The sequence below is a fragment of the Acinetobacter sp. NyZ410 genome (assembly GCF_022828975.1).
In the GTDB taxonomy this organism is placed as follows: Bacteria; Pseudomonadota; Gammaproteobacteria; order Pseudomonadales; family Moraxellaceae; genus Acinetobacter; species Acinetobacter guillouiae.
In genome coordinates, this window is record NZ_CP094620.1 from 446,741 (window position 1) to 464,313 (window position 17,573).

The 17,573-nt window shown below is 38.6% G+C and carries 19 protein-coding genes; 11 read left to right on the plus strand and 8 right to left on the minus strand.

The window, feature by feature from the left end:
* Positions 1 to 41: 41 nt before the first annotated feature.
* The 3 genes from MTO68_RS02105 to MTO68_RS02115 all read left to right on the plus strand — a co-directional run bounded on the left by MTO68_RS02105 (position 42) and on the right by MTO68_RS02115 (position 2,155).
* Complete coding sequence (locus MTO68_RS02105; protein WP_244014847.1) at positions 42 to 710, plus strand: HAD-IA family hydrolase; 669 nt, start codon at positions 42 to 44, stop codon at positions 708 to 710.
* Positions 711 to 790: 80 nt separating this feature from the next.
* Complete coding sequence (locus tag MTO68_RS02110; RefSeq protein ID WP_244014849.1) at positions 791 to 1,492, plus strand: YafY family protein; 702 nt, start codon at positions 791 to 793, stop codon at positions 1,490 to 1,492.
* 57 nt (positions 1,493 to 1,549) lie between these two features.
* Positions 1,550 to 2,155 (plus strand): glutathione S-transferase family protein, encoded by a 606-nt coding sequence (locus MTO68_RS02115; RefSeq protein WP_096732858.1) that lies wholly within the window; start codon positions 1,550 to 1,552, stop codon positions 2,153 to 2,155.
* 140 nt (positions 2,156 to 2,295) lie between these two features.
* Here the strand turns inward: MTO68_RS02115 and MTO68_RS02120 are convergent, their stop codons facing one another.
* From MTO68_RS02120 to MTO68_RS02130, 3 genes are all read right to left on the minus strand, one after another.
* Positions 2,296 to 2,967 (minus strand): DUF1345 domain-containing protein, encoded by a 672-nt coding sequence (locus tag MTO68_RS02120; protein ID WP_034611599.1) that lies wholly within the window; start codon positions 2,965 to 2,967, stop codon positions 2,296 to 2,298.
* A 124-nt stretch (positions 2,968 to 3,091) separates the two neighbouring features.
* Complete coding sequence (hcaR, locus tag MTO68_RS02125) at positions 3,092 to 4,000, minus strand: DNA-binding transcriptional regulator HcaR (RefSeq protein ID WP_034611600.1); 909 nt, start codon at positions 3,998 to 4,000, stop codon at positions 3,092 to 3,094.
* Between the two features lie 544 nt (positions 4,001 to 4,544).
* A complete protein-coding gene (locus tag MTO68_RS02130) occupies positions 4,545 to 5,003 on the minus strand; it encodes a GNAT family N-acetyltransferase (RefSeq protein ID WP_244014851.1) in 459 nt (152 codons plus the stop codon).
* 127 nt (positions 5,004 to 5,130) lie between these two features.
* On the opposite strand from MTO68_RS02130, the gene MTO68_RS02135 reads away from it, so the two are divergent.
* The 4 genes from MTO68_RS02135 (at position 5,131) to MTO68_RS02150 (ending at position 8,475) form a co-directional block, all read left to right on the plus strand.
* Entirely contained in the window at positions 5,131 to 6,069 is a 939-nt protein-coding gene (locus MTO68_RS02135; protein ID WP_034611603.1) for a cation diffusion facilitator family transporter, read from the plus strand.
* 2 nt (positions 6,070 to 6,071) lie between these two features.
* On the plus strand, positions 6,072 to 7,202 hold the full coding sequence (locus MTO68_RS02140) for an MBL fold metallo-hydrolase (RefSeq protein WP_105713992.1): 1,131 nt from the start codon (positions 6,072 to 6,074) through the stop codon (positions 7,200 to 7,202).
* Between the two features lie 39 nt (positions 7,203 to 7,241).
* Positions 7,242 to 7,760, plus strand: coding sequence for a hypothetical protein (locus tag MTO68_RS02145; RefSeq protein WP_244014853.1), 519 nt, complete (start codon positions 7,242 to 7,244; stop codon positions 7,758 to 7,760).
* 64 nt (positions 7,761 to 7,824) lie between these two features.
* Positions 7,825 to 8,475, plus strand: a complete 651-nt coding sequence (locus tag MTO68_RS02150) for a hypothetical protein (RefSeq protein ID WP_244014855.1) — start codon at positions 7,825 to 7,827, stop codon at positions 8,473 to 8,475.
* Between the two features lie 2 nt (positions 8,476 to 8,477).
* On the opposite strand, the gene MTO68_RS02155 is transcribed toward MTO68_RS02150, so the two are convergent.
* The 4 genes from MTO68_RS02155 to MTO68_RS02170 all read right to left on the minus strand — a co-directional run bounded on the left by MTO68_RS02155 (position 8,478) and on the right by MTO68_RS02170 (position 12,174).
* The gene (locus MTO68_RS02155) at positions 8,478 to 8,876 is read right to left on the minus strand and encodes a DoxX-like family protein (protein ID WP_244014857.1); all 399 of its coding nucleotides are present in this window, start codon (positions 8,874 to 8,876) and stop codon (positions 8,478 to 8,480) included.
* Entirely contained in the window at positions 8,863 to 9,309 is a 447-nt protein-coding gene (locus MTO68_RS02160) for a DCC1-like thiol-disulfide oxidoreductase family protein (RefSeq protein ID WP_244014859.1), read from the minus strand. Before MTO68_RS02160 ends, MTO68_RS02155 begins: the two co-directional genes overlap by 14 nt.
* A 102-nt stretch (positions 9,310 to 9,411) precedes the next feature.
* Entirely contained in the window at positions 9,412 to 10,932 is a 1,521-nt protein-coding gene (locus MTO68_RS02165) for a catalase (RefSeq protein ID WP_244014860.1), read from the minus strand.
* 618 nt (positions 10,933 to 11,550) lie between these two features.
* Positions 11,551 to 12,174, minus strand: coding sequence for a glutathione S-transferase (locus tag MTO68_RS02170; protein ID WP_244015948.1), 624 nt, complete (start codon positions 12,172 to 12,174; stop codon positions 11,551 to 11,553).
* A 103-nt stretch (positions 12,175 to 12,277) separates the two neighbouring features.
* Between MTO68_RS02170 and MTO68_RS02175 the strand changes: the two genes are divergently transcribed.
* From MTO68_RS02175 to MTO68_RS02185, 3 genes are read left to right on the plus strand one after another with little or no spacing between them, the layout of a single operon-like run.
* Entirely contained in the window at positions 12,278 to 12,895 is a 618-nt protein-coding gene (locus MTO68_RS02175) for a TetR/AcrR family transcriptional regulator (protein WP_244014862.1), read from the plus strand.
* A 16-nt stretch (positions 12,896 to 12,911) separates the two neighbouring features.
* Positions 12,912 to 13,595: a type 1 glutamine amidotransferase domain-containing protein gene (locus MTO68_RS02180; protein ID WP_244014864.1), complete on the plus strand. Its 684-nt coding sequence runs from the start codon at positions 12,912 to 12,914 to the stop codon at positions 13,593 to 13,595.
* 13 nt (positions 13,596 to 13,608) lie between these two features.
* Positions 13,609 to 15,009: a coniferyl aldehyde dehydrogenase gene (locus tag MTO68_RS02185; protein WP_244014866.1), complete on the plus strand. Its 1,401-nt coding sequence runs from the start codon at positions 13,609 to 13,611 to the stop codon at positions 15,007 to 15,009.
* 144 nt (positions 15,010 to 15,153) lie between these two features.
* Here the strand turns inward: MTO68_RS02185 and MTO68_RS02190 are convergent, their stop codons facing one another.
* Positions 15,154 to 15,789 (minus strand): TetR/AcrR family transcriptional regulator, encoded by a 636-nt coding sequence (locus tag MTO68_RS02190; RefSeq protein WP_244014868.1) that lies wholly within the window; start codon positions 15,787 to 15,789, stop codon positions 15,154 to 15,156.
* An 80-nt stretch (positions 15,790 to 15,869) separates the two neighbouring features.
* Here MTO68_RS02190 and MTO68_RS02195 point away from each other — a divergent pair, with 80 nt between their 5' ends.
* Positions 15,870 to 17,528, plus strand: coding sequence for an acyl-CoA dehydrogenase family protein (locus tag MTO68_RS02195; protein ID WP_244014870.1), 1,659 nt, complete (start codon positions 15,870 to 15,872; stop codon positions 17,526 to 17,528).
* Positions 17,529 to 17,573 lie beyond the last annotated feature (45 nt).

The following is a 17,573-nucleotide window of genomic DNA, read 5'->3' on the forward strand; positions in this document are numbered from 1 at the left end:
CATTAGTCATGCGTAAACTGAGCAAATATTGGAAATAATTCATGCAAAAATCTGTAGAACTTATCATTTTTGATTGGGATGGCACTTTATTTGATTCAGTTGGGCAAATTGTGGCGAGTTTATTGGTTGCTGCAGAAGCCTTTGACCAACCGTTAACAGCTGATGCTGCGAAAAGTATTATTGGTTTGGGTTTACCTGAAGTTGCTCAAGTGTTATTTCCACAAGTTCCCGAGTTACACACTGAAATTTTGAAATGCTATGGCGATCATTATGTTGAGCATTCCAAAGATGATTTGTGGTTCGCTGGTGTCTCTGAAATGTTGCATGATTTAAAAAATCAAAATATCAAATTGGCAGTTGCAACAGGGAAGAGCCGTCGTGGTTTAGATCGTGTTTTGGCTCAGACCCAGAGTCAGGATTTATTTGAGATCACCCGTGCAGCGAGCGAAACCAAATCCAAACCAGATCCATTGATGTTGGCTGAAATTTTAGATTACACTGGAATTTCGGCGGAGCAAGCCATTATGGTGGGTGATACATCTTATGACTTAGAAATGGCACAGAACATTGCCATGCCACGTGTTGGGGTGAGTTATGGGGTACATGCGATTGATGTATTACAGCGTTTTAATCCGCTGACGATCGCGGATAACGTCGATCATTTACATCAGTTTTTAACTCAACAGCTCAAAACTACTGAAGTTGCTTAGATGCTGTTTTTACGCTGTTTGCAGATTGCCCTCAGCGTAAACTTAGATAAAACCAAAGAGATATAATAAGAAAATTGACCATGAGCCGTTCTATTCGATTACTCACTTTATTACAACTTTTACGTGAACAGCGTTATCCCATTACCGCGCAATGCTTAGCAGAACATTTGGAAATTAGTGTCCGAAGTGTTTATCGGGATATTGAAAGTTTACGTGACCAAGGTGTCAATATTGAGGGCAGTGCAGGCTTAGGATTTCAGCTGAAAGAAAACTTTTTACTGCCTCCGATGAGTTTGGATGAAACGGAAGTCGAAGCAGTGTTCTTGGCATTGCATTGGTTAAGGTCAGTGCCAGATCCAGCATTGAAAAATGCTGCACATTCAGTTTTGGCCAAACTCAATGCGGTATTGCCCAAGAATAAACAAGAACTGATTGATGAAACCATGCTTCGGTCTATCAACCATTGGCTTGTGGTTGACGAAAGAATTGTCGAACAAGTCCGTCTAGCTATTCGTTATCAGGTCAAGATTGAAGTGCATTATTTAGATGAAAAACAAAATATCTCTAGCCGTATGCTTTGGCCTTTTGTCTTAGGGTATTTCAATGACAAAATGTTGTTGGCTGCATGGTGTGAATTACGTGAGGATTTTCGAAATTTTCGTTTAGATCGGATTCAAAAATTAACTGTGACCGAAATCATTTACCCAGAGTTTAAACGCCATCTTTTTCAGGCATGGTGGCAAAAAGAGCTGCAAAAAAAATCCATGCTCAAAAGCTCCTGACAAAAACTGACACAGCCGCCCTTTATATTCAATACACCACTATAAAGGAATGGAAAAATGGGCTTAAAACTATATAGCAACGCGCAGTCTAGAGGTCTTGTTATTGAATGGCTACTGATTGAACTGGGTGCTGAATTTGAAAAAATTGAGTTGGCTTATCACACTGAAATGAAGTCGGAATCTTATCTAAAGATTAACCCATTTGGCAAAGTACCCACCTTAGTCGATGGCGATGTGGTGATTTACGAAATGCCTGCAATTTGTGCCTATTTGGCAGATAAGTTTTTTGATCAAGGACTTGCACCAGCATTGGATGATCCAAAACGTGGCTTGTATTTCCGTTGGTTATTCTTTGCTGCTGGACCGTGGGATGCAGCCACGACGGATCGCGCATTAAAAGTTGAGATTACCGACGAGCAAAAAATGCATATTGGCTATGGAAACTTTCAGGACACCTATACGGCTTTAATTCAGGGCTTGGAGCAGGCTCAACCTTATCTATGTGGTGAGCAATTTACGGTAGCCGATGTGTTTGTTGGTTCCATGCTATTTTGGCAATTGAAGATGGCAGAGATTGAAAGCCATCCTGCAATTGAAAAATATCTTAATTCAATCAAAAGCAGAAAAAACTTAAGAAATAATCAAGCACTTTTTAGCGACTAAATCATCAAGACGATGCAAACTTAGCATGATCTCGTGCTGGGTTTGCATTGAGGTTTTTTTAGTCACATTCAAGCGCAGAAAAATGATAAAAAACTTTGGAGATTGGTTTTTGGTGTTAATCCCTCTATTTTTTACTTCAGTTAAATAAAACCTGCGGCAACATTAATACAGATCGCCAAAATCGTCGTGTTAAATCCATACGCCAAAAGGATATGGAGAATATTTAAAACGCGCATCGAACGAGATGTAATCGATACATCTGCTGTTTGTGCAGAAGTACCAATGACATAACTAAAATATAAAAACTCAGGGTAAGTTGGTTTAGGTGTTTTTGGAAAGTCCAATCCACCATCCTGATGATTCTCCACTGCCAAATAAAAGTCATGTGCATAGTGAATAGCAAAAATAGTATGCATAAATAACCATGCAAAAATGATGGTTAAAATTGCTAAGGCGATATGTCCTGCTTTAACTCCAGTCACATCGGGCAAATGTGCCAATTCAATAATAATGGCAATAAAACACATGATGAGTGAGAGCACAACCAACAGCAAAATGATCCATTTGCTGGCATCCTGCTGCTGAGCACGCTTTAAAATATGCGCTTGATTGGTTGCCCAAAGCATTTTTATGGTCAGGATTAAGTAGACCAGAGTGGCAATATTCCAGCTGAATAATAAATTGGTTGACCACTGCCAATTTGTACTCAAAGACATCCCCATATACACAACTGCTGTAAGGAGAAAACTAATAAAGAAATATGGACGAGACAGAATACCTGATCGAAGTTGGTGAAATGCACGTCCTACCATGATGAACACCGCCTGAATTAAAAATTGATGGATATTTAAGCAAATAAAATGAGCATTAAATTCGATTGGTTTAAGTCGTCATATTAAAAAATAAGCTTACGCTCTATGTCTTGTCGCAGCGGTCTTATTCTTGCTCTAAACGATTGATATCCAGATAAAATACCTTGGTTAATAGTTCAATGAATTTTTGTATTGCAACAGAGCCAGCACTTTTTCGATAACTTACATACAAGTCTAGATAGGGAAGCTCAATCTCTAAAGGTCGAATAACAGTGTTATTGTTGATTAATGGCGCAATATAACTTGGCAAAATTGTACAGCCTAAGCCCGCTCCAACTGAGTTAATATTCAATGAAATATTGTCAGCTTTTTGGACGATATTCAATTCAATATGATTGTGTTTGGCAAACTCTAAAATGGTGTTGTGCAAAGTCGTGGATTGTTCTTCAGCAGGAATTATAAAATCGATCCCATTGAGCGCTTTAACAGGGATACGTTCATACTTGGCTAAAGGGTGATCTTTGGGTAAAACAAAAATTAACGGCTCACGGAGCACAAATTTACTTTCGATTTCATCATTATGAAAATTGTGCCTGCTAAAGCTGATATCTAGCTCACCCTTTTTCAATGCGCGCATTTGTTCAAGGTTATTTAAGCTCAATAACTCAATTTTTAGCTCAGGATTTTGTACCCTTAAATTCGGTAAGATATAAGGGAAAATCTTTATTTCGGCCACGGGTACAAACCCAATTCTTAACAATAGCTGTCTGGCTTTGGAGACCTGTCTTGCCATAGCAACAGCCTTATCGGCTTGTGCTAAAGTTAAGCGTGCTTGCTCCAGAAAAACAGCACCTTCTTCAGTAAGTTCAACTTTACGCTTGGTCCGATTTAACAGCCGAACACCGACATCTTCTTCAAGATCTTTGATCTGCTGGCTGAGTGAGGGTTGTGCTGTATAAAGTCTCAATGCTGCTTTGCTAAAGTTGAGTTCTTCAGCCACAGTAATGAAGTATCTCAGATGTCGTAATTCCATATAACGCGTCCAAAGAATAATCCAAAAAATGTCTTACTAAGATTTTTAAAGAGTATAATCTATAAACAACTGTCAGGTGAAGACGATTATAGTATTTAGAAAATAAATGAACTTTTCAAAATCATTGTTATTTTAATATAGAAAATAACATGGCGAATAATTGATAAAATATCTTAATTAAAACAAAAAATATTTCGCTAAGCCCTAGCCTAGAAGCCATCATCTGTACAAAGTTGCATCAATTTATCTACGGCCCTTACTTGTCATAAGCGTACTTTCAGGAATGGAAAAATTGATATCGATGTTTTAATTGATGTATCTCGTCATCAATCTATAGTGATCCAAATTTATATGAAGGAACACTTGAAAAGTGTTTGATTGCACTGGTTTAAGTTGTTGCAATCTGTCTGATAAACATGATCATGCTGAGGATTACTAAAACCGACTTGCAGATAGGGGGCAAGGTCGGTTTCGTCATCATGGATAGTCAGCTTGATCAGGGTGTTTATGATGATGTTTTTGATATCGCTCTATCTCAAAATACTTAGACGAAAGGCTTCTTTAGTTTCAAATGCAAAATTGGAAATGGATTACCTTCAGCATCAAGTTCCGAACGCGCAATTTGTTGGAAGTTATGTTTCTTATAAAACTCCAAAGCACGAATATTTTGTTCGTTGACATCTACCTCATGCGCACCTAACTCAAGGGCTTTTTGAATGAGCATGGAACCGATACCTTGATCAAAAAATTTAGGGTCAATAAATAACATTTCAATCTTTTGATAAGCCAGTCCCATAAACCCAACGATTTGACCTTCACGTTCCACATGAAACAACTGCACATGATCAAAATAATGATGCTGAATGATGAGCGTTTTAATTTGTAAGATATGCTGTTCGTTTAAAAAGTCATGAGTCGCGCGTACAGAAGCTTCCCAAATTTTTAATAATTGTGGATGAGACTGCGACGGAGTATTTAGAATATTGGTTAAATTGGGTTCCATAAAAGATTCACTCAATTGTGAAAAGCAACAAAAAATAAAGAAAAATCACAGATAGTTTCGCTAATATGAAGCAGGACAGATATAAAAATCAAATTGATGTATTTGATGATAAAAAACAGGACAATAAATGTCAGATTCCAACAAAATTGTTGTATATGCAGCACTTTTGGGCAATTTAGCCATTGCTCTGGTTAAGTTTGTTGCCGCTTATATTACAAATAGTTCGGCAATGCTCAGTGAGGCGGTCCATTCTGTCGTAGACACTTTAAATGAAATCTTATTGCTGTATGGTTTAAAAAAATCACAGCAGCCTGCAAATTATCATCACCCCTTTGGTTATGGGCGAGAGTTATATTTCTGGGCCTTTATTGTCGCATTGTTGGTTTTTGCTTTAGGTGCTGTGGTTTCAATTTATCAGGGTATTCAACATATTCGTCATCCAGAAGTTATACAATCCCCATTGGTCAACTATGTGGTACTCGGGTTTGCGCTGCTTTGTGAGGGCACTTCATGGTTTATTGCGTTGAAAACATTTAAAAAGACCAAAGGTCAAATGGGATATTTTGAAGCCTTTCGTCGCAGTAAAGATCCGACAACCTTTACAGTTTTATTTGAAGACTCAGCAGCTTTAATTGGCTTAATCATTGCATTGCTGGGAATATTTTGTGCCCAGCAGTTTGATTTACCCGTTTTAGATGGTGTGGCTTCGGTGCTGATTGGGGTTGTCTTAGCCATCTCAGCCCTGCTTTTGGCAAGGGAAACCAAAGGATTGTTGATGGGTGAAACAGCAGATCCAAAACTACGTCACAATGTACTGAAAATTGCTCAGGAAGATCCTGCCGTGTATTCAGCAAATGGCGTACTGACTGAACAAATGGGTGCACATCAGGTGATTGCTTCTTTAAGCTTAGAGTTTAAAGATAGTTTAACTTCAGATGATATCGAAGCCTGTGTGAACAGAATTGAAGCAAAGATTAAAAGTATTCATCCCGAAATCGTGGCATTATTCGTGAAGCCACAAACACAGCAAGTATGGCTTGAAAGAATGAAAGGGCGTTTAGAGTAATCATGTCGAAACAAGAGCCAATGGTCCGTCTTGAAGATACAACGGTACAAGACAACACAATGCAAAATAAGACTGTTCCATCTCAGCAAGTTCAACAATTGCATTATCGAATTGATACTGAAAATTGTCTGTCACATACATGGTATAAACCTGTATTTAGTGTGATTGGTTCAAATCAGCACAATGGTGAACGATTCTTTAATGAAGTACGTAAACCACAAGGGCGTAGCCGTTGGGATTTGATGAAATGGCTGGGTACCCGAAAATCATATACTTGGAATGTGGATACTCAAAAAGAATCATCAGAATTCTATGCGGCAAAACGTGTATTACCTCAGAATCGACCAGATGCTGATGAGCATGATTGGCAAATCTGGTTTGTGAGTCATGCGACTGTACTGGTTCAAATAGGTCCCTATAACTTCTTAACTGATCCTGTTTGGGCCGATTATGTTAGTCCGAAACATGGGCGTGGACCAAAACGTGTGATTCCTGCTGGAATTGCTTTAGAGCAATTGCCCGAGATTCATGCAGTTTTACTCAGTCATAATCACTATGACCATATGGATTTAGCCTCTTTAAGATGGCTACACAACAAATTTGCTATGCCAATCTATACAGGTTTGGGCAATGCTTGTTACTTGCCTAAAGAGTTCCATGTGATTGAGATGGACTGGTGGCAATCTGCATTATTTAAAAACTTAAAAATTATTTATACCCCTGCACAGCATGGTTCGGGTCGTGGTTTACGTGATCAGAATATTGCATTGTGGGGTGGTTTTTCTGTGGTATCGCAACATGGTCATTTCTTCTTTGCTGGCGATACAGGGTATTCACCGCATTTTAAAGAAATTCAAAAACGTTTAGGCTCACCGCGAATTGCGTTATTGCCAATCGGTGCGTATGAACCAAGAGCGTTAATGAAATATATGCACATGAATCCACAAGATGCTTTTCAGGCGCATTTAGATTTACAAGCCAAACGTTCTTTGGCAATTCATTACCGTACTTTCCAATTGACGGATGAAGCGCGGGAACAGCCTGAGCAGGATTTACAAAAGGCCATGAAGAATTCATCAAAAATGGTTAATCCATTCTACTGTATCCGTGAAGGTCGTAAATTGGTGGTGTAGTGGACCCTTATTGAGCCATAAAAATTGAGAGCACTAAAAATGATAAAAATCTTATCCAGTACTTTGTTGTTTTGTTTGGTGATGACTTCAGTCGCTGCAAAATCTATAGACCTAACTCAAGCGGCTAAGGCGGATTGTGTTTCAGACGAGCCATGTGCTGTTGTAGACGAATCTGCAGCAGTCGAAGATTTTGAACCTGAGGATTATACGAAAAGTATTAAGCCTTCAAATGAAAAATATGATTTGGAAACGGGTGATGAATGGAAATTAATTCATCAAAATTCAAATACTCAATTTTTTGAAAGTATCACCACAATATCTGATGGTAATCAACTTATTCAAGCTTGGGTTAAAAGTGTGAACCCAAAAAGACAATACACGATTAATTATTATCAAGTATTGTGTAAGGATCGGACATTTACACGACTTGAGCAGTTTAAAAGTCAGGACGATAAAAACTATAAACTGGTTAAAAAGGTCGAGCATTATCGTCAAACACAACCTTTTAGTCAGGCCGGTGAAATACTTCCAGTTTTGCAAAAGCTGTGTCAGGATTAGGGGGTATTTACCCAAACTAAAAAATAGTGTTGATTCCTGATTGAAAAATCAAGGGAGATGAATAATGAAAATAATCCAAACTTTATTGATGTTACTGGCATTATCCAGTACAGCTTTTGCTGAGACTCAAAATATACAAATTAATCAGAATAATTTTGAGTTGAAAACAGTGATGAATGAAGAAGAAGCAGACTTTTTGCGTAAAGATATTGAATTATATCGAAATAACCAAAAGCTGCTCACGCATACAATTTATTCAACCACGGGTGACTGCAGTATTCTCCAGATTGAATTGGGTGATTATGAGGTCAAAGATAACAAGATTATTTTTTATAGCTATTGGGCTTCAGGTGATCGGCAGGGGCTCTGGACCTATCCTTATGGTGTGCGTAAACAAACCTATACTGTGGATGCAAAGGGTAAAGTGAAATTAGTCAGTGCTGTAGTGTATGTTGAAGATATTTTGGGTGATCCGCTTAGCACAAACCCAGATGAGGAATACCTTCAATTTTTGCATACCGCTCCAAAAACCAAGCAACAACAACGTGCACTGAGTGAATATATTCAAACCATGCAAAGTGATTATAAAGGTCGATTTGTGCATGGACAGGAACGGGCGCGCTTAATTCAAGAAGTGAAAAGCAAACTTGCCAAGCAAATTGCCACTGAAACCAAAGGATGGAAAGAGCAGTTTGGTACAAATGTGCGAATGTAAGTTTATTTGGCTTTTTGCGCATTGAGAAGTTGAATTGCGACAATAGACAGTGCCGCCATTGCAGTATTCATGATGAAAGGATTAAAACCCTGCGCAAAATAGTGTGGATAAACGATCGCGACAACCAGTAAAAACAACAGCATCGCGATGATATTGAAATAATGCAGAAGCTTTGATTGTCTAAAAATCAGAAATAATCCACCAAATATGATTTCTCCAAATCCTGAGAGTTCAATAAGTCTAGGAATGGGCAACAATTGAATCCCTGTAAATTGCCAAAATTGTTGCTCTTCGATGACTTTATATATGATTTTAGGGATGAGCCCCTGATAGAACCATAAGACAGCCAGTGAAATATGAATGGTCAATAGGGCATTCTGAAGTGCTTTAAAATTTTGCATCAATGCTATGTTCCAAGAAATGTTTTTTATTTTCAGATGAAGGCAGTAAACACTGCGCAGTTGTACCAAATAAACGATAGCGATTTAAAGCGACTCGGCGGTATAGAAAGTCTCGGATAAATTTGGGTATCCCATAACCCATTTTTAAATATGAAAAGGGTCGTCCTAAGCTTTCAATCACTTTTAAAAATGCAGTGGATTCACTATAGGCTTGCCCATTTTTAATCACCAACATGCTATCAAATTGCTCAGTGGGCATTTGGTAATGTCTTAAGATGTCTTGCCCTAAAGGTGATTGCACCGAAGTTAATTTAAATTGTGCCTGTGTATCATATTTGATTAAAAACTTTGCCGAGCCATTACATAACACACAGATTTCATCAAATAAAATGATGTCATGTTGTTGAATTATCGCTTCAATTTTCTGTTGCATGGCTTTACTCGCGATTGGGAGTTTCTTCAATATAGTGCATTTAAACAAAATAAAAAACCGCCCGAAGGCGGTTTCTATTGAATGACTTTTATTGAGCTAGGCTTATTGAAAACCAGGATGACCTTTGCCAGGATCGCTATCGCGTGCAGCTTGTGCATCTACAACAGTTAAGCCCAAGGCTTTTGCCACGCCTTCACCATAGGCTGGGTCACATGCATAACAGTTACGGATATGACGATACTTAATAAAATCAAGTGCATCACCCATCGCACCCGCCGTATTATCAAACAGTGCTTGTTTTTGCGTATCATTCATTAAATTGAATAAAGCGCGTGGTTGGCTGAAATAATCCGAATCATCTTGGCGGAAATCCCAATAATCTGCATCACCACTGATTTTTAATGGTGGTTCTTTAAACTGAGCTTGTTCCTGCCATTGGCTAAAACTATTCGGTTCGTAGTGAGGTAAACCGCCATAATTTGCATCGACACGGCCTTGACCATCACGGTGATTAGAATGGACAGGGCAACGTGCAGCATTGACAGGAATTTGTTGATAATTCACACCCAAACGGTAGCGTTGAGCATCGGCATAGTTAAATAATCGCGCTTGTAACATACGGTCAGGTGAAACACTGATACCTGGAACTAAGTTACTTGGTGCGAAAGCCGATTGCTCTACATCAAGGAAGAAGTTTTCAGGATTTTTATTCAGCTCAAACTCACCCACATCAATCAGTGGATAATCTGCATGAGGCCAAACTTTGGTCAGGTCAAATGGATGATAAGGGACTTTCTCTGCATCTGTTTCAGGCATCACTTGAATTTGAAGCTTCCATTTTGGGAAGTTACCATTTTCAATCGAATCAAATAAATCACGTTGGTTACTTTCACGGTCTTTAGCAACAACCGCTTCCGCTTCAGCATCGGTTAAATTTTCAATGCCTTGTTGGGTGCGGAAATGAAATTTGACCCAAAAACGTTCATTGTTTGCATTGATAAAGCTGTACGTATGACTACCAAAACCATGCATATGGCGGAAGCTTTTTGGAATACCACGATCAGACATCACAATCGTGACCTGGTGCAAAGCTTCAGGTAATAACGTCCAAAAATCCCAGTTGTTGGTTGCACTACGTAGATTGGTTTTAGGATCGCGTTTTACGGCTTTGTTTAAATCTGGGAATTTACGTGGATCACGCATGAAAAAGACAGGAGTGTTGTTTCCAACGAGATCCCAGTTACCTTCTTCGGTATAGAACTTAAGTGCAAAACCACGGATATCGCGTTCTGCATCTGCTGCACCACGTTCACCAGCTACAGTGGTGAAGCGTGCAAACATTTCTGTTTGTTTGCCAATCTGTGAGAAGATTTTAGCGCGTGTGTACTGGGTAATATCGTGAGTTACGGTAAATGTACCAAAAGCACCTGAACCTTTTGCATGCATTCTGCGCTCAGGAATCACCTCGCGTACAAAGTTGGCCAGTTTCTCGTTTAACCATAAATCTTGTGCCAGTAGAGGACCACGTGCGCCTGCCGTTAAACTATTTTGGTTGTCTACAACAGGTGCACCAAAAGCCGTTGTCAGGTGGGTTACAGGACATTTTTTTGAGTCTTGGCTCATTCTATTTCTCCATTTTTAATTAATCATGTATTCATTTTTGAATAGATGGAATAGATAAAGAATATTCGCTATTACATGACATTAACCGTAATTGAAAAACCAATATAGTGAACAATTGTTAAATCTAATTGATCTAAAAATAAATGATTTGTCATTTATTTTTAGAAACAACTTACCGGTCTTTATCTGCTTTAAAATACTGTTGTTTAAGGAAGAGCAATCAATGTTTTAAAGCGATAACTTTACTTTAGAGTGATTTTTTATATTTGTGAAATTGATAAAAATATTATTATTGATTTGTTTTGGCGATTAAAAGGGGTAAGCCAAACCCGAGTGCCGAGTACTGTGAAAAGAAAGAATAGGACCAAAATTTAAAAAAAGGTCTAGCGTGGATAAAAGTGACAGCTTATAAAAGCCTTAATTTAAAAAATTAGCCCTTGATATATTTTTAATTAATTGATTTAAAATAAATTATGTTCAAAATTTTTAAAAGCTGTCTATGTTGATTTGACTAAAATTAACATATCCTTTTCAGTTAAAGGATATGCTTAATATCTCTTATACTGCTGTAATACAGCGAATACACAAGTCACCATTGATTTAGATGGTATAAGAAATTCAATCTATACGATGTTCAATTTTCATGGCACTTTTCCAACTGTCTAAGCGCTCTAAGGTAGTTACATAACGTTCAATATGTGGGTACTGACCTTTAATATTCATTGAATAAACTAGACCATATACCACGAACCCCATCATAAAATCTGCGCCTGTTAAGCGATCAGCCACGAGATAAGTGCGATCTTTGAGGTAATCATTTAAATAGGAGAAAACCTTATTAAATTCGACTTCTGTATAGTGGTCTAAAAAGGCTAATGTGGTTCCTTGCTTTTTTTCAAGATTATTAAACATTTTTAATAAATATGGCACCATTGCTGAGCTTTCAGCGAAATGAATCCATTGTAAATAGTCAATATAATCATTGTCAGACATGGCAGGAGCAAGATGTGGTGCAAATTGTTGAATCAAAGTTTCAACAATTGCTCCAGATTCAACAATCACTTTACCATTCAGTTCGAGTACGGGGGATTTGCCCAAAGGGTGAATTTGCTTTAATTCTTCAGGTGCAAGATGGGTCGTTTTATTTCTTGAGTAATGTTTTACCTCATAAGGTTGTTTAATTTCCTCTAACAACCACAAAATACGTAATGAACGTGATGCATTTAAATGATGAAGCGTCATTGTCATAAAACTATCCTCTTACAGTCCATATTTGACATCAAGTTTAATATTCTATACTGTTTCTAGACGACCGGTCTACTTTTTAAGTTTTTGTGGTGACATTATGGCAACAACATCTCAATCAAAAAAATCAGAGGAAAAACGTCTGTACATTCTAGATAGCAGTACAGATTTGGTTTCACATAAAGGTTTTGTTGGCCTGGGTCTACAAGAAATTTTAAAACATAGCAGTGTTCCGAAAGGTTCCTTCTATCACTATTTTCAATCTAAAGAAGCTTTTGGTTGTGAGTTACTGAGCTATTACATTACCGACTATCAAGAACGTTTAGCACTGCTTTGGAATAACAATCAAACGCCCCTACAAAAAATTTTAAGTTATTTCAAAGTTTGGATTGAGGATGAAAATATCGGAGAGGGGTGGGCAGAAAAATGTCTGATTGTGAAACTTGCTGCTGAAGTTGCAGACCTGTCAGAAGATATGCGTTTAATTATGGATACTGGTGTTCAGCACCTACTTAATCAAATTACTTATTTGATTGAACAAGGGAAACAAGACGGTTCTATCACTGTTGTAACTGAACCTAAAGTAGCTGCTCAAGTTATCTATCAAATGTGGTTAGGCGCAGCGTTGCTTTCTAAACTACAAAAGAGCAAAACACCATTACATCAGGCGCTACAAGCAACAGAGCATATGTTGAATCACAGTACGCAAATCAATTGAAATAGGATATTTAAGTATGAAAGTTTTAATGGTTTTGACCTCGCATGATCAACTAGGTAATACGGGTCATAAAACGGGATTCTGGTTGGAAGAATTTACAGCGCCCTATTATAGCTTTAAAGATGCTGGTGTAGATGTCACTTTGGCGTCACCTAAAGGTGGTCAACCACCACTGGACCCTAAAAGTAATGAACCTGAGTCACAAACAGATTCAACTCGTCGCTTTGCTAAAGACCAAGCAGCACAAAGTTCACTTGCAAATACATCCCGCTTAGCCGATATCAATGCCCATGATTTTGATGCCGTATTTTATCCAGGTGGTCATGGTCCGCTTTGGGACTTAGCCAATGACCCTCTATCCATTGCGTTAATTGAACAGTTTGATCGTGCTGGAAAACCATTAGGTTTGGTTTGTCATGCTCCTGCCGCACTTAAAAATGTCAAAACTGCCAATGGTGAGGCTTTTGTTAAAGGTAAAAAAGTTACTGGTTTTTCTAACAGTGAAGAAGCTGCAGTACAGTTGACTGATGTAGTGCCGTTCTTAATCGAAGATGAATTTAAAGCACAAGGTGCAGATTATCAAAAAGGTCTAGATTGGCACCCCTTTGTTGTGATTCATGGTCAGTTAATAACTGGACAAAATCCGGCAAGTTCTGAAGAAACAGCCAAACAACTTTTAAACCTATTCAATCCTAAATGAAGCGAGATTTTAAATGACGAAAATAAAACTTGGTGAAACTTTGGATAAATTAAAACAGGCACATTCCAAAGAAGGAACTCCGAACATTCTGCTTCGTCACGACCGTTTAGAACGGGCTAAAAAGTTACTTGTTGAAAATAGAGATGCTTTGATTGCCGCGATTAATCAAGATTTTGGTCATCGTAATGCTTATCAAACTTTGGCCTCAGATATTATGGCCACAGTAGGAACCCTGACTGCGGCACAAACACATTTAGCTGAATGGATCAAACCTGAAGAGGTGAGCAATGATTATGAAGGGATGTACACTGAAATCCAATACCAGCCTCTAGGTGTTGTTGGGATTATCAGTCCATGGAACTTCCCATTGAATCTTGCATTTGCGCCACTGGCAGGAGTTTTCGCTGCGGGTAACACAGCAATGTTGAAACCATCTGAATTCACACCAAAGACAAGTGCACTTATTGCAGAACTCGTTCCACAATATTTTTCTGACACAGAACTATCCGTAGTAACTGGTGATACAGAGGTGGGGGTTGCTTTCAGTGGTTTGGCATTTGATCATTTAGTTTTCACTGGGAGTACGAATGTTGGTCGTCAGGTGATGCGTGCTGCAGCAGAAAATCTTGTTCCTGTGACATTGGAACTTGGCGGTAAATCTCCTGTTATTGTTCGTGATGATTTTGATTTAAAAACAGCAGTTGAGCGGATTATCACGATCAAGACATTTAACTCTGGACAAATCTGCGTTTCACCTGACTATGTGTTATTGCCACAAGAACTACAGTTGGATTTTGCAGAGCATGCAAAAGTCTTTGCACAAAATAGCTTTGCTACTTTCTTTGACAATGAAGACTATACATCTATCGTGAATGAGCGTCATTTTGAGCGTTTGCTTAATTTGGTCGAAGATGCAAAAGCAAAAGGAGCAACCATTATTGCTTTGAATAGCGAAGAGTGTTATTACGATAAAACACAGCGAAAAATTGCACCGATGATTCTTTTAAATGCCACTGATGATATGAAAATCATGCAAGAAGAAATCTTTGGTCCATTGTTACCTGTAAAAAGCTATACAACGTTTGAAGAGGCAATTGCTTATATTAATATGCATCCTCATCCATTAGCGGCGTATTACTTTGGGCGTGATGAAGCGGATCAACAACAGTTTGCGGTTCAAACGACTTCGGGCTCTTTAGTGATCAATGATGTGATGAGTCATATGATGGTGGATAACTTACCTTTTGGCGGTGTTGGTGCATCAGGTATGGGGGCATATCATGGGATTCATGGTTTCCGCCGTTTTAGTCATGCTAAAGCCTTTGTAAAACAAAATGAACAGGGTGAGTCTAATTTAAGACTACGTGCCCCTTATGCTGAAAAACTTGCTGCAATGGAAACACTTTTTAAGTAATTCAGAGTCCTCTTCCAAGTAAATTTTAAAGTATATATGTTTGAAATTTGCCTTAAGTCTTTAGAAAGCTAGCTTGGACACAAGCTGGCTTTTTTCTCGTTTATGTGGGCGTTTTTACGTAGTGGAATTGGGTAGGCTTAAATTTTAGAAAATCTGTTTTTTAATACATATAACGCTGTTTATGATTTGAACCATATCCGCCTCCAAATCTTTCCAATCCTTAAACTCAGGTTCGATCAACAATGTCTGCGAGACAAAACCATAGCAAATTCGTTGTACATTTAGACTCATCTGTTTGAGTTGTTCATCATCCTGAATAAAAGGTTTCAGCATGTTTTGCCACATCTCTACCATCATGGCATAACTTTTTTGATACGTTTCAATACTGGAAACCTGTCGTTCTAATAAGAAAGACTGGGCCCATAAAAATTGTTGTGCTTGAATTTGCTCAAGTTGAAAATGAATAATTTGCTGTAAATAGCTTTGAAAATCTGATTTTGTGGATAAGTCATACACGCTTTGTGCATAACTTTTTAAGACTTCTGCATTGCTTTTTACATGTTGGTGAATAGTTAAAGCAATCAAATCTTCCTTTTTAGAAAAATACTCATAGAACGTCCCTAAACCCACACCAGCAAGATCGGTAATTTCACGAATGGTAATTTTATTGGCAGGATGTTCATGTAAAAGCCGAACAAAACTTTCCATCAACGCTTCTTGCGTGATACGTGCCCTTGATTGGCGTGGTTTACGACGCACATTGATTGCAGGTAAAGCCATAAAAATAATCCGAACATCCTTGAAGGTATTTTCTTCTATACTGAATGCAATTGGTTAAAACAACAAGACAGGAATTCAGGATGAACACAGCAGAGAATTGGCAAACACATGAAATCAGCAATCAGTTTGACGAACTGCAAAATTATAATTTATTGACTACAGATCAAGTCTTACAAGAAATTTTGCAACGTTATGGCAGTCAGGATCAGCAACGCCTAACTGAATTCTCACAGATTGCGGGTTCTACTGAATATTATGAATATGCCGATTTGGCCAATCGACATACTCCTGAGTTACATAGTTTTGATGCTCGTGGTCGCCGTAAAGATTTTCTAGAATTTCATCCTGCATGGCATAAATGGATGCGGCTAAATCGACAATTTGACACACACGCACATCCATTTAATCATCCACAATCAAGTTCAAAATGGGTCGATTGGGCGGCTCGATTTTTCCTGAGTGGACAAGTTGAGTGTGGCAATCTATGTCCTAATTCTATGACGCTAGGCAGTATTCCCTTAATTCAAAATGAACCTGAATTGTGGGCAAAAGTTGGTGAAAAACTCTTATCGACTGATTACGATGAGCGTGACATTCCGATTTCTCAGAAAAAATCAATTTGGTTAGGTATGGGGATGACGGAAAAGCAGGGCGGGTCAGATGTGCGCGCCAACGAAACACGGGCTGTTTCTGTAGCTGAGTCAGGACGTGGGCAAGCATATTTACTGACAGGGCATAAATGGTTCTTTTCTGCACCGATGTGTGATGCACATTTAGTCGTGGCAAAAACTGAACAAGATGGATTGGCCTGCTTTTTTGTACCACGTTGGCTGGAAGATGGGACAAAAAATCCGGTTCAAGTACAACGACTCAAAGATAAAGTGGGTAATCGCAGTAATTCAAGCTCAGAAGTTGAATTTAAAAATGCTTGGGGCATTATGATCGGTGAAGCTGGGCGCGGGATTCCCACGATTATTGAAATGGCAAACTATACACGTTTGACCTGTTCAGTCGGTTCAAGTGCGATGTTACGGCAGGCTTTGGTGCAATGTATTGCCTATACCCGTCAGCGTAAGGCCTTTGGTAAACATTTGGCGGAACAACCGTTGATGCAAGCGGTATTGGCGGATTTAGCCTTGGAAACAGAAGCAGCCATGCAATTGAGTTTTCATCTTGCGCATTGCTATGAGAGTGATGATGAATTATCTCTGGCATGGAGACGAATCATGACGCCCGCTGCAAAGTTCTGGGTGTGTAAGCGTACTGTGGAGTTGACGGGTGAGATGATGGAAGTCTTCGGTGGCAATGGTTATGTCGATACAGGAATCATGGCACGTATTTTTAAAGAAGCCCCTGTAAACACCATTTGGGAAGGCTCTGGTAATGTGATGTGCTTGGATGTATTACGTGCAATACAACGTGACCGTGAATCAATTGAAGTCTTATTTAAATCATTTGCACAAGTAGCAGCTCAAGATTCAATTTTACAAGATGAATTACAAGCTTTATTTAAATTATTTAGTGGCTTACAAGCAGATGAATTGCAATTTATGGCACGTAGCTTAGTCAGTCGCTTGGTCATCTTGGCTCAGGCTATCTTACTGAAACAACATGCACCAGATTTTGTTGCGGATGCTTTTATTGCAACACGTTATAGTGCGTTTTATGGACGCGTGGTCGGAATGTTAGATGCACAAGCTGTGGATGTAAAACGCTTGTTAGATAGAGCTTTAGCTTAATCCCTTCGAAAATGCAAAAAGCGGCATTATGTAAATAATGCCGCT

Coding starts and splice junctions, on each gene's coding strand:
- MTO68_RS02105 (WP_244014847.1), top strand. CDS start 42: ATGCAAAAATCTGTAGAACTTATCATTTTTGATTGGGATGGCACTTTA.
- MTO68_RS02110 (WP_244014849.1), top strand. CDS start 791: ATGAGCCGTTCTATTCGATTACTCACTTTATTACAACTTTTACGTGAA.
- MTO68_RS02115 (WP_096732858.1), top strand. CDS start 1,550: ATGGGCTTAAAACTATATAGCAACGCGCAGTCTAGAGGTCTTGTTATT.
- MTO68_RS02120 (WP_034611599.1), bottom strand. CDS start 2,967: ATGGTAGGACGTGCATTTCACCAACTTCGATCAGGTATTCTGTCTCGT.
- hcaR (WP_034611600.1), bottom strand. CDS start 4,000: ATGGAATTACGACATCTGAGATACTTCATTACTGTGGCTGAAGAACTC.
- MTO68_RS02130 (WP_244014851.1), bottom strand. CDS start 5,003: ATGGAACCCAATTTAACCAATATTCTAAATACTCCGTCGCAGTCTCAT.
- MTO68_RS02135 (WP_034611603.1), top strand. CDS start 5,131: ATGTCAGATTCCAACAAAATTGTTGTATATGCAGCACTTTTGGGCAAT.
- MTO68_RS02140 (WP_105713992.1), top strand. CDS start 6,072: ATGTCGAAACAAGAGCCAATGGTCCGTCTTGAAGATACAACGGTACAA.
- MTO68_RS02145 (WP_244014853.1), top strand. CDS start 7,242: ATGATAAAAATCTTATCCAGTACTTTGTTGTTTTGTTTGGTGATGACT.
- MTO68_RS02150 (WP_244014855.1), top strand. CDS start 7,825: ATGAAAATAATCCAAACTTTATTGATGTTACTGGCATTATCCAGTACA.
- MTO68_RS02155 (WP_244014857.1), bottom strand. CDS start 8,876: ATGCAAAATTTTAAAGCACTTCAGAATGCCCTATTGACCATTCATATT.
- MTO68_RS02160 (WP_244014859.1), bottom strand. CDS start 9,309: ATGCAACAGAAAATTGAAGCGATAATTCAACAACATGACATCATTTTA.
- MTO68_RS02165 (WP_244014860.1), bottom strand. CDS start 10,932: ATGAGCCAAGACTCAAAAAAATGTCCTGTAACCCACCTGACAACGGCT.
- MTO68_RS02170 (WP_244015948.1), bottom strand. CDS start 12,174: ATGACGCTTCATCATTTAAATGCATCACGTTCATTACGTATTTTGTGG.
- MTO68_RS02175 (WP_244014862.1), top strand. CDS start 12,278: ATGGCAACAACATCTCAATCAAAAAAATCAGAGGAAAAACGTCTGTAC.
- MTO68_RS02180 (WP_244014864.1), top strand. CDS start 12,912: ATGAAAGTTTTAATGGTTTTGACCTCGCATGATCAACTAGGTAATACG.
- MTO68_RS02185 (WP_244014866.1), top strand. CDS start 13,609: ATGACGAAAATAAAACTTGGTGAAACTTTGGATAAATTAAAACAGGCA.
- MTO68_RS02190 (WP_244014868.1), bottom strand. CDS start 15,789: ATGGCTTTACCTGCAATCAATGTGCGTCGTAAACCACGCCAATCAAGG.
- MTO68_RS02195 (WP_244014870.1), top strand. CDS start 15,870: ATGAACACAGCAGAGAATTGGCAAACACATGAAATCAGCAATCAGTTT.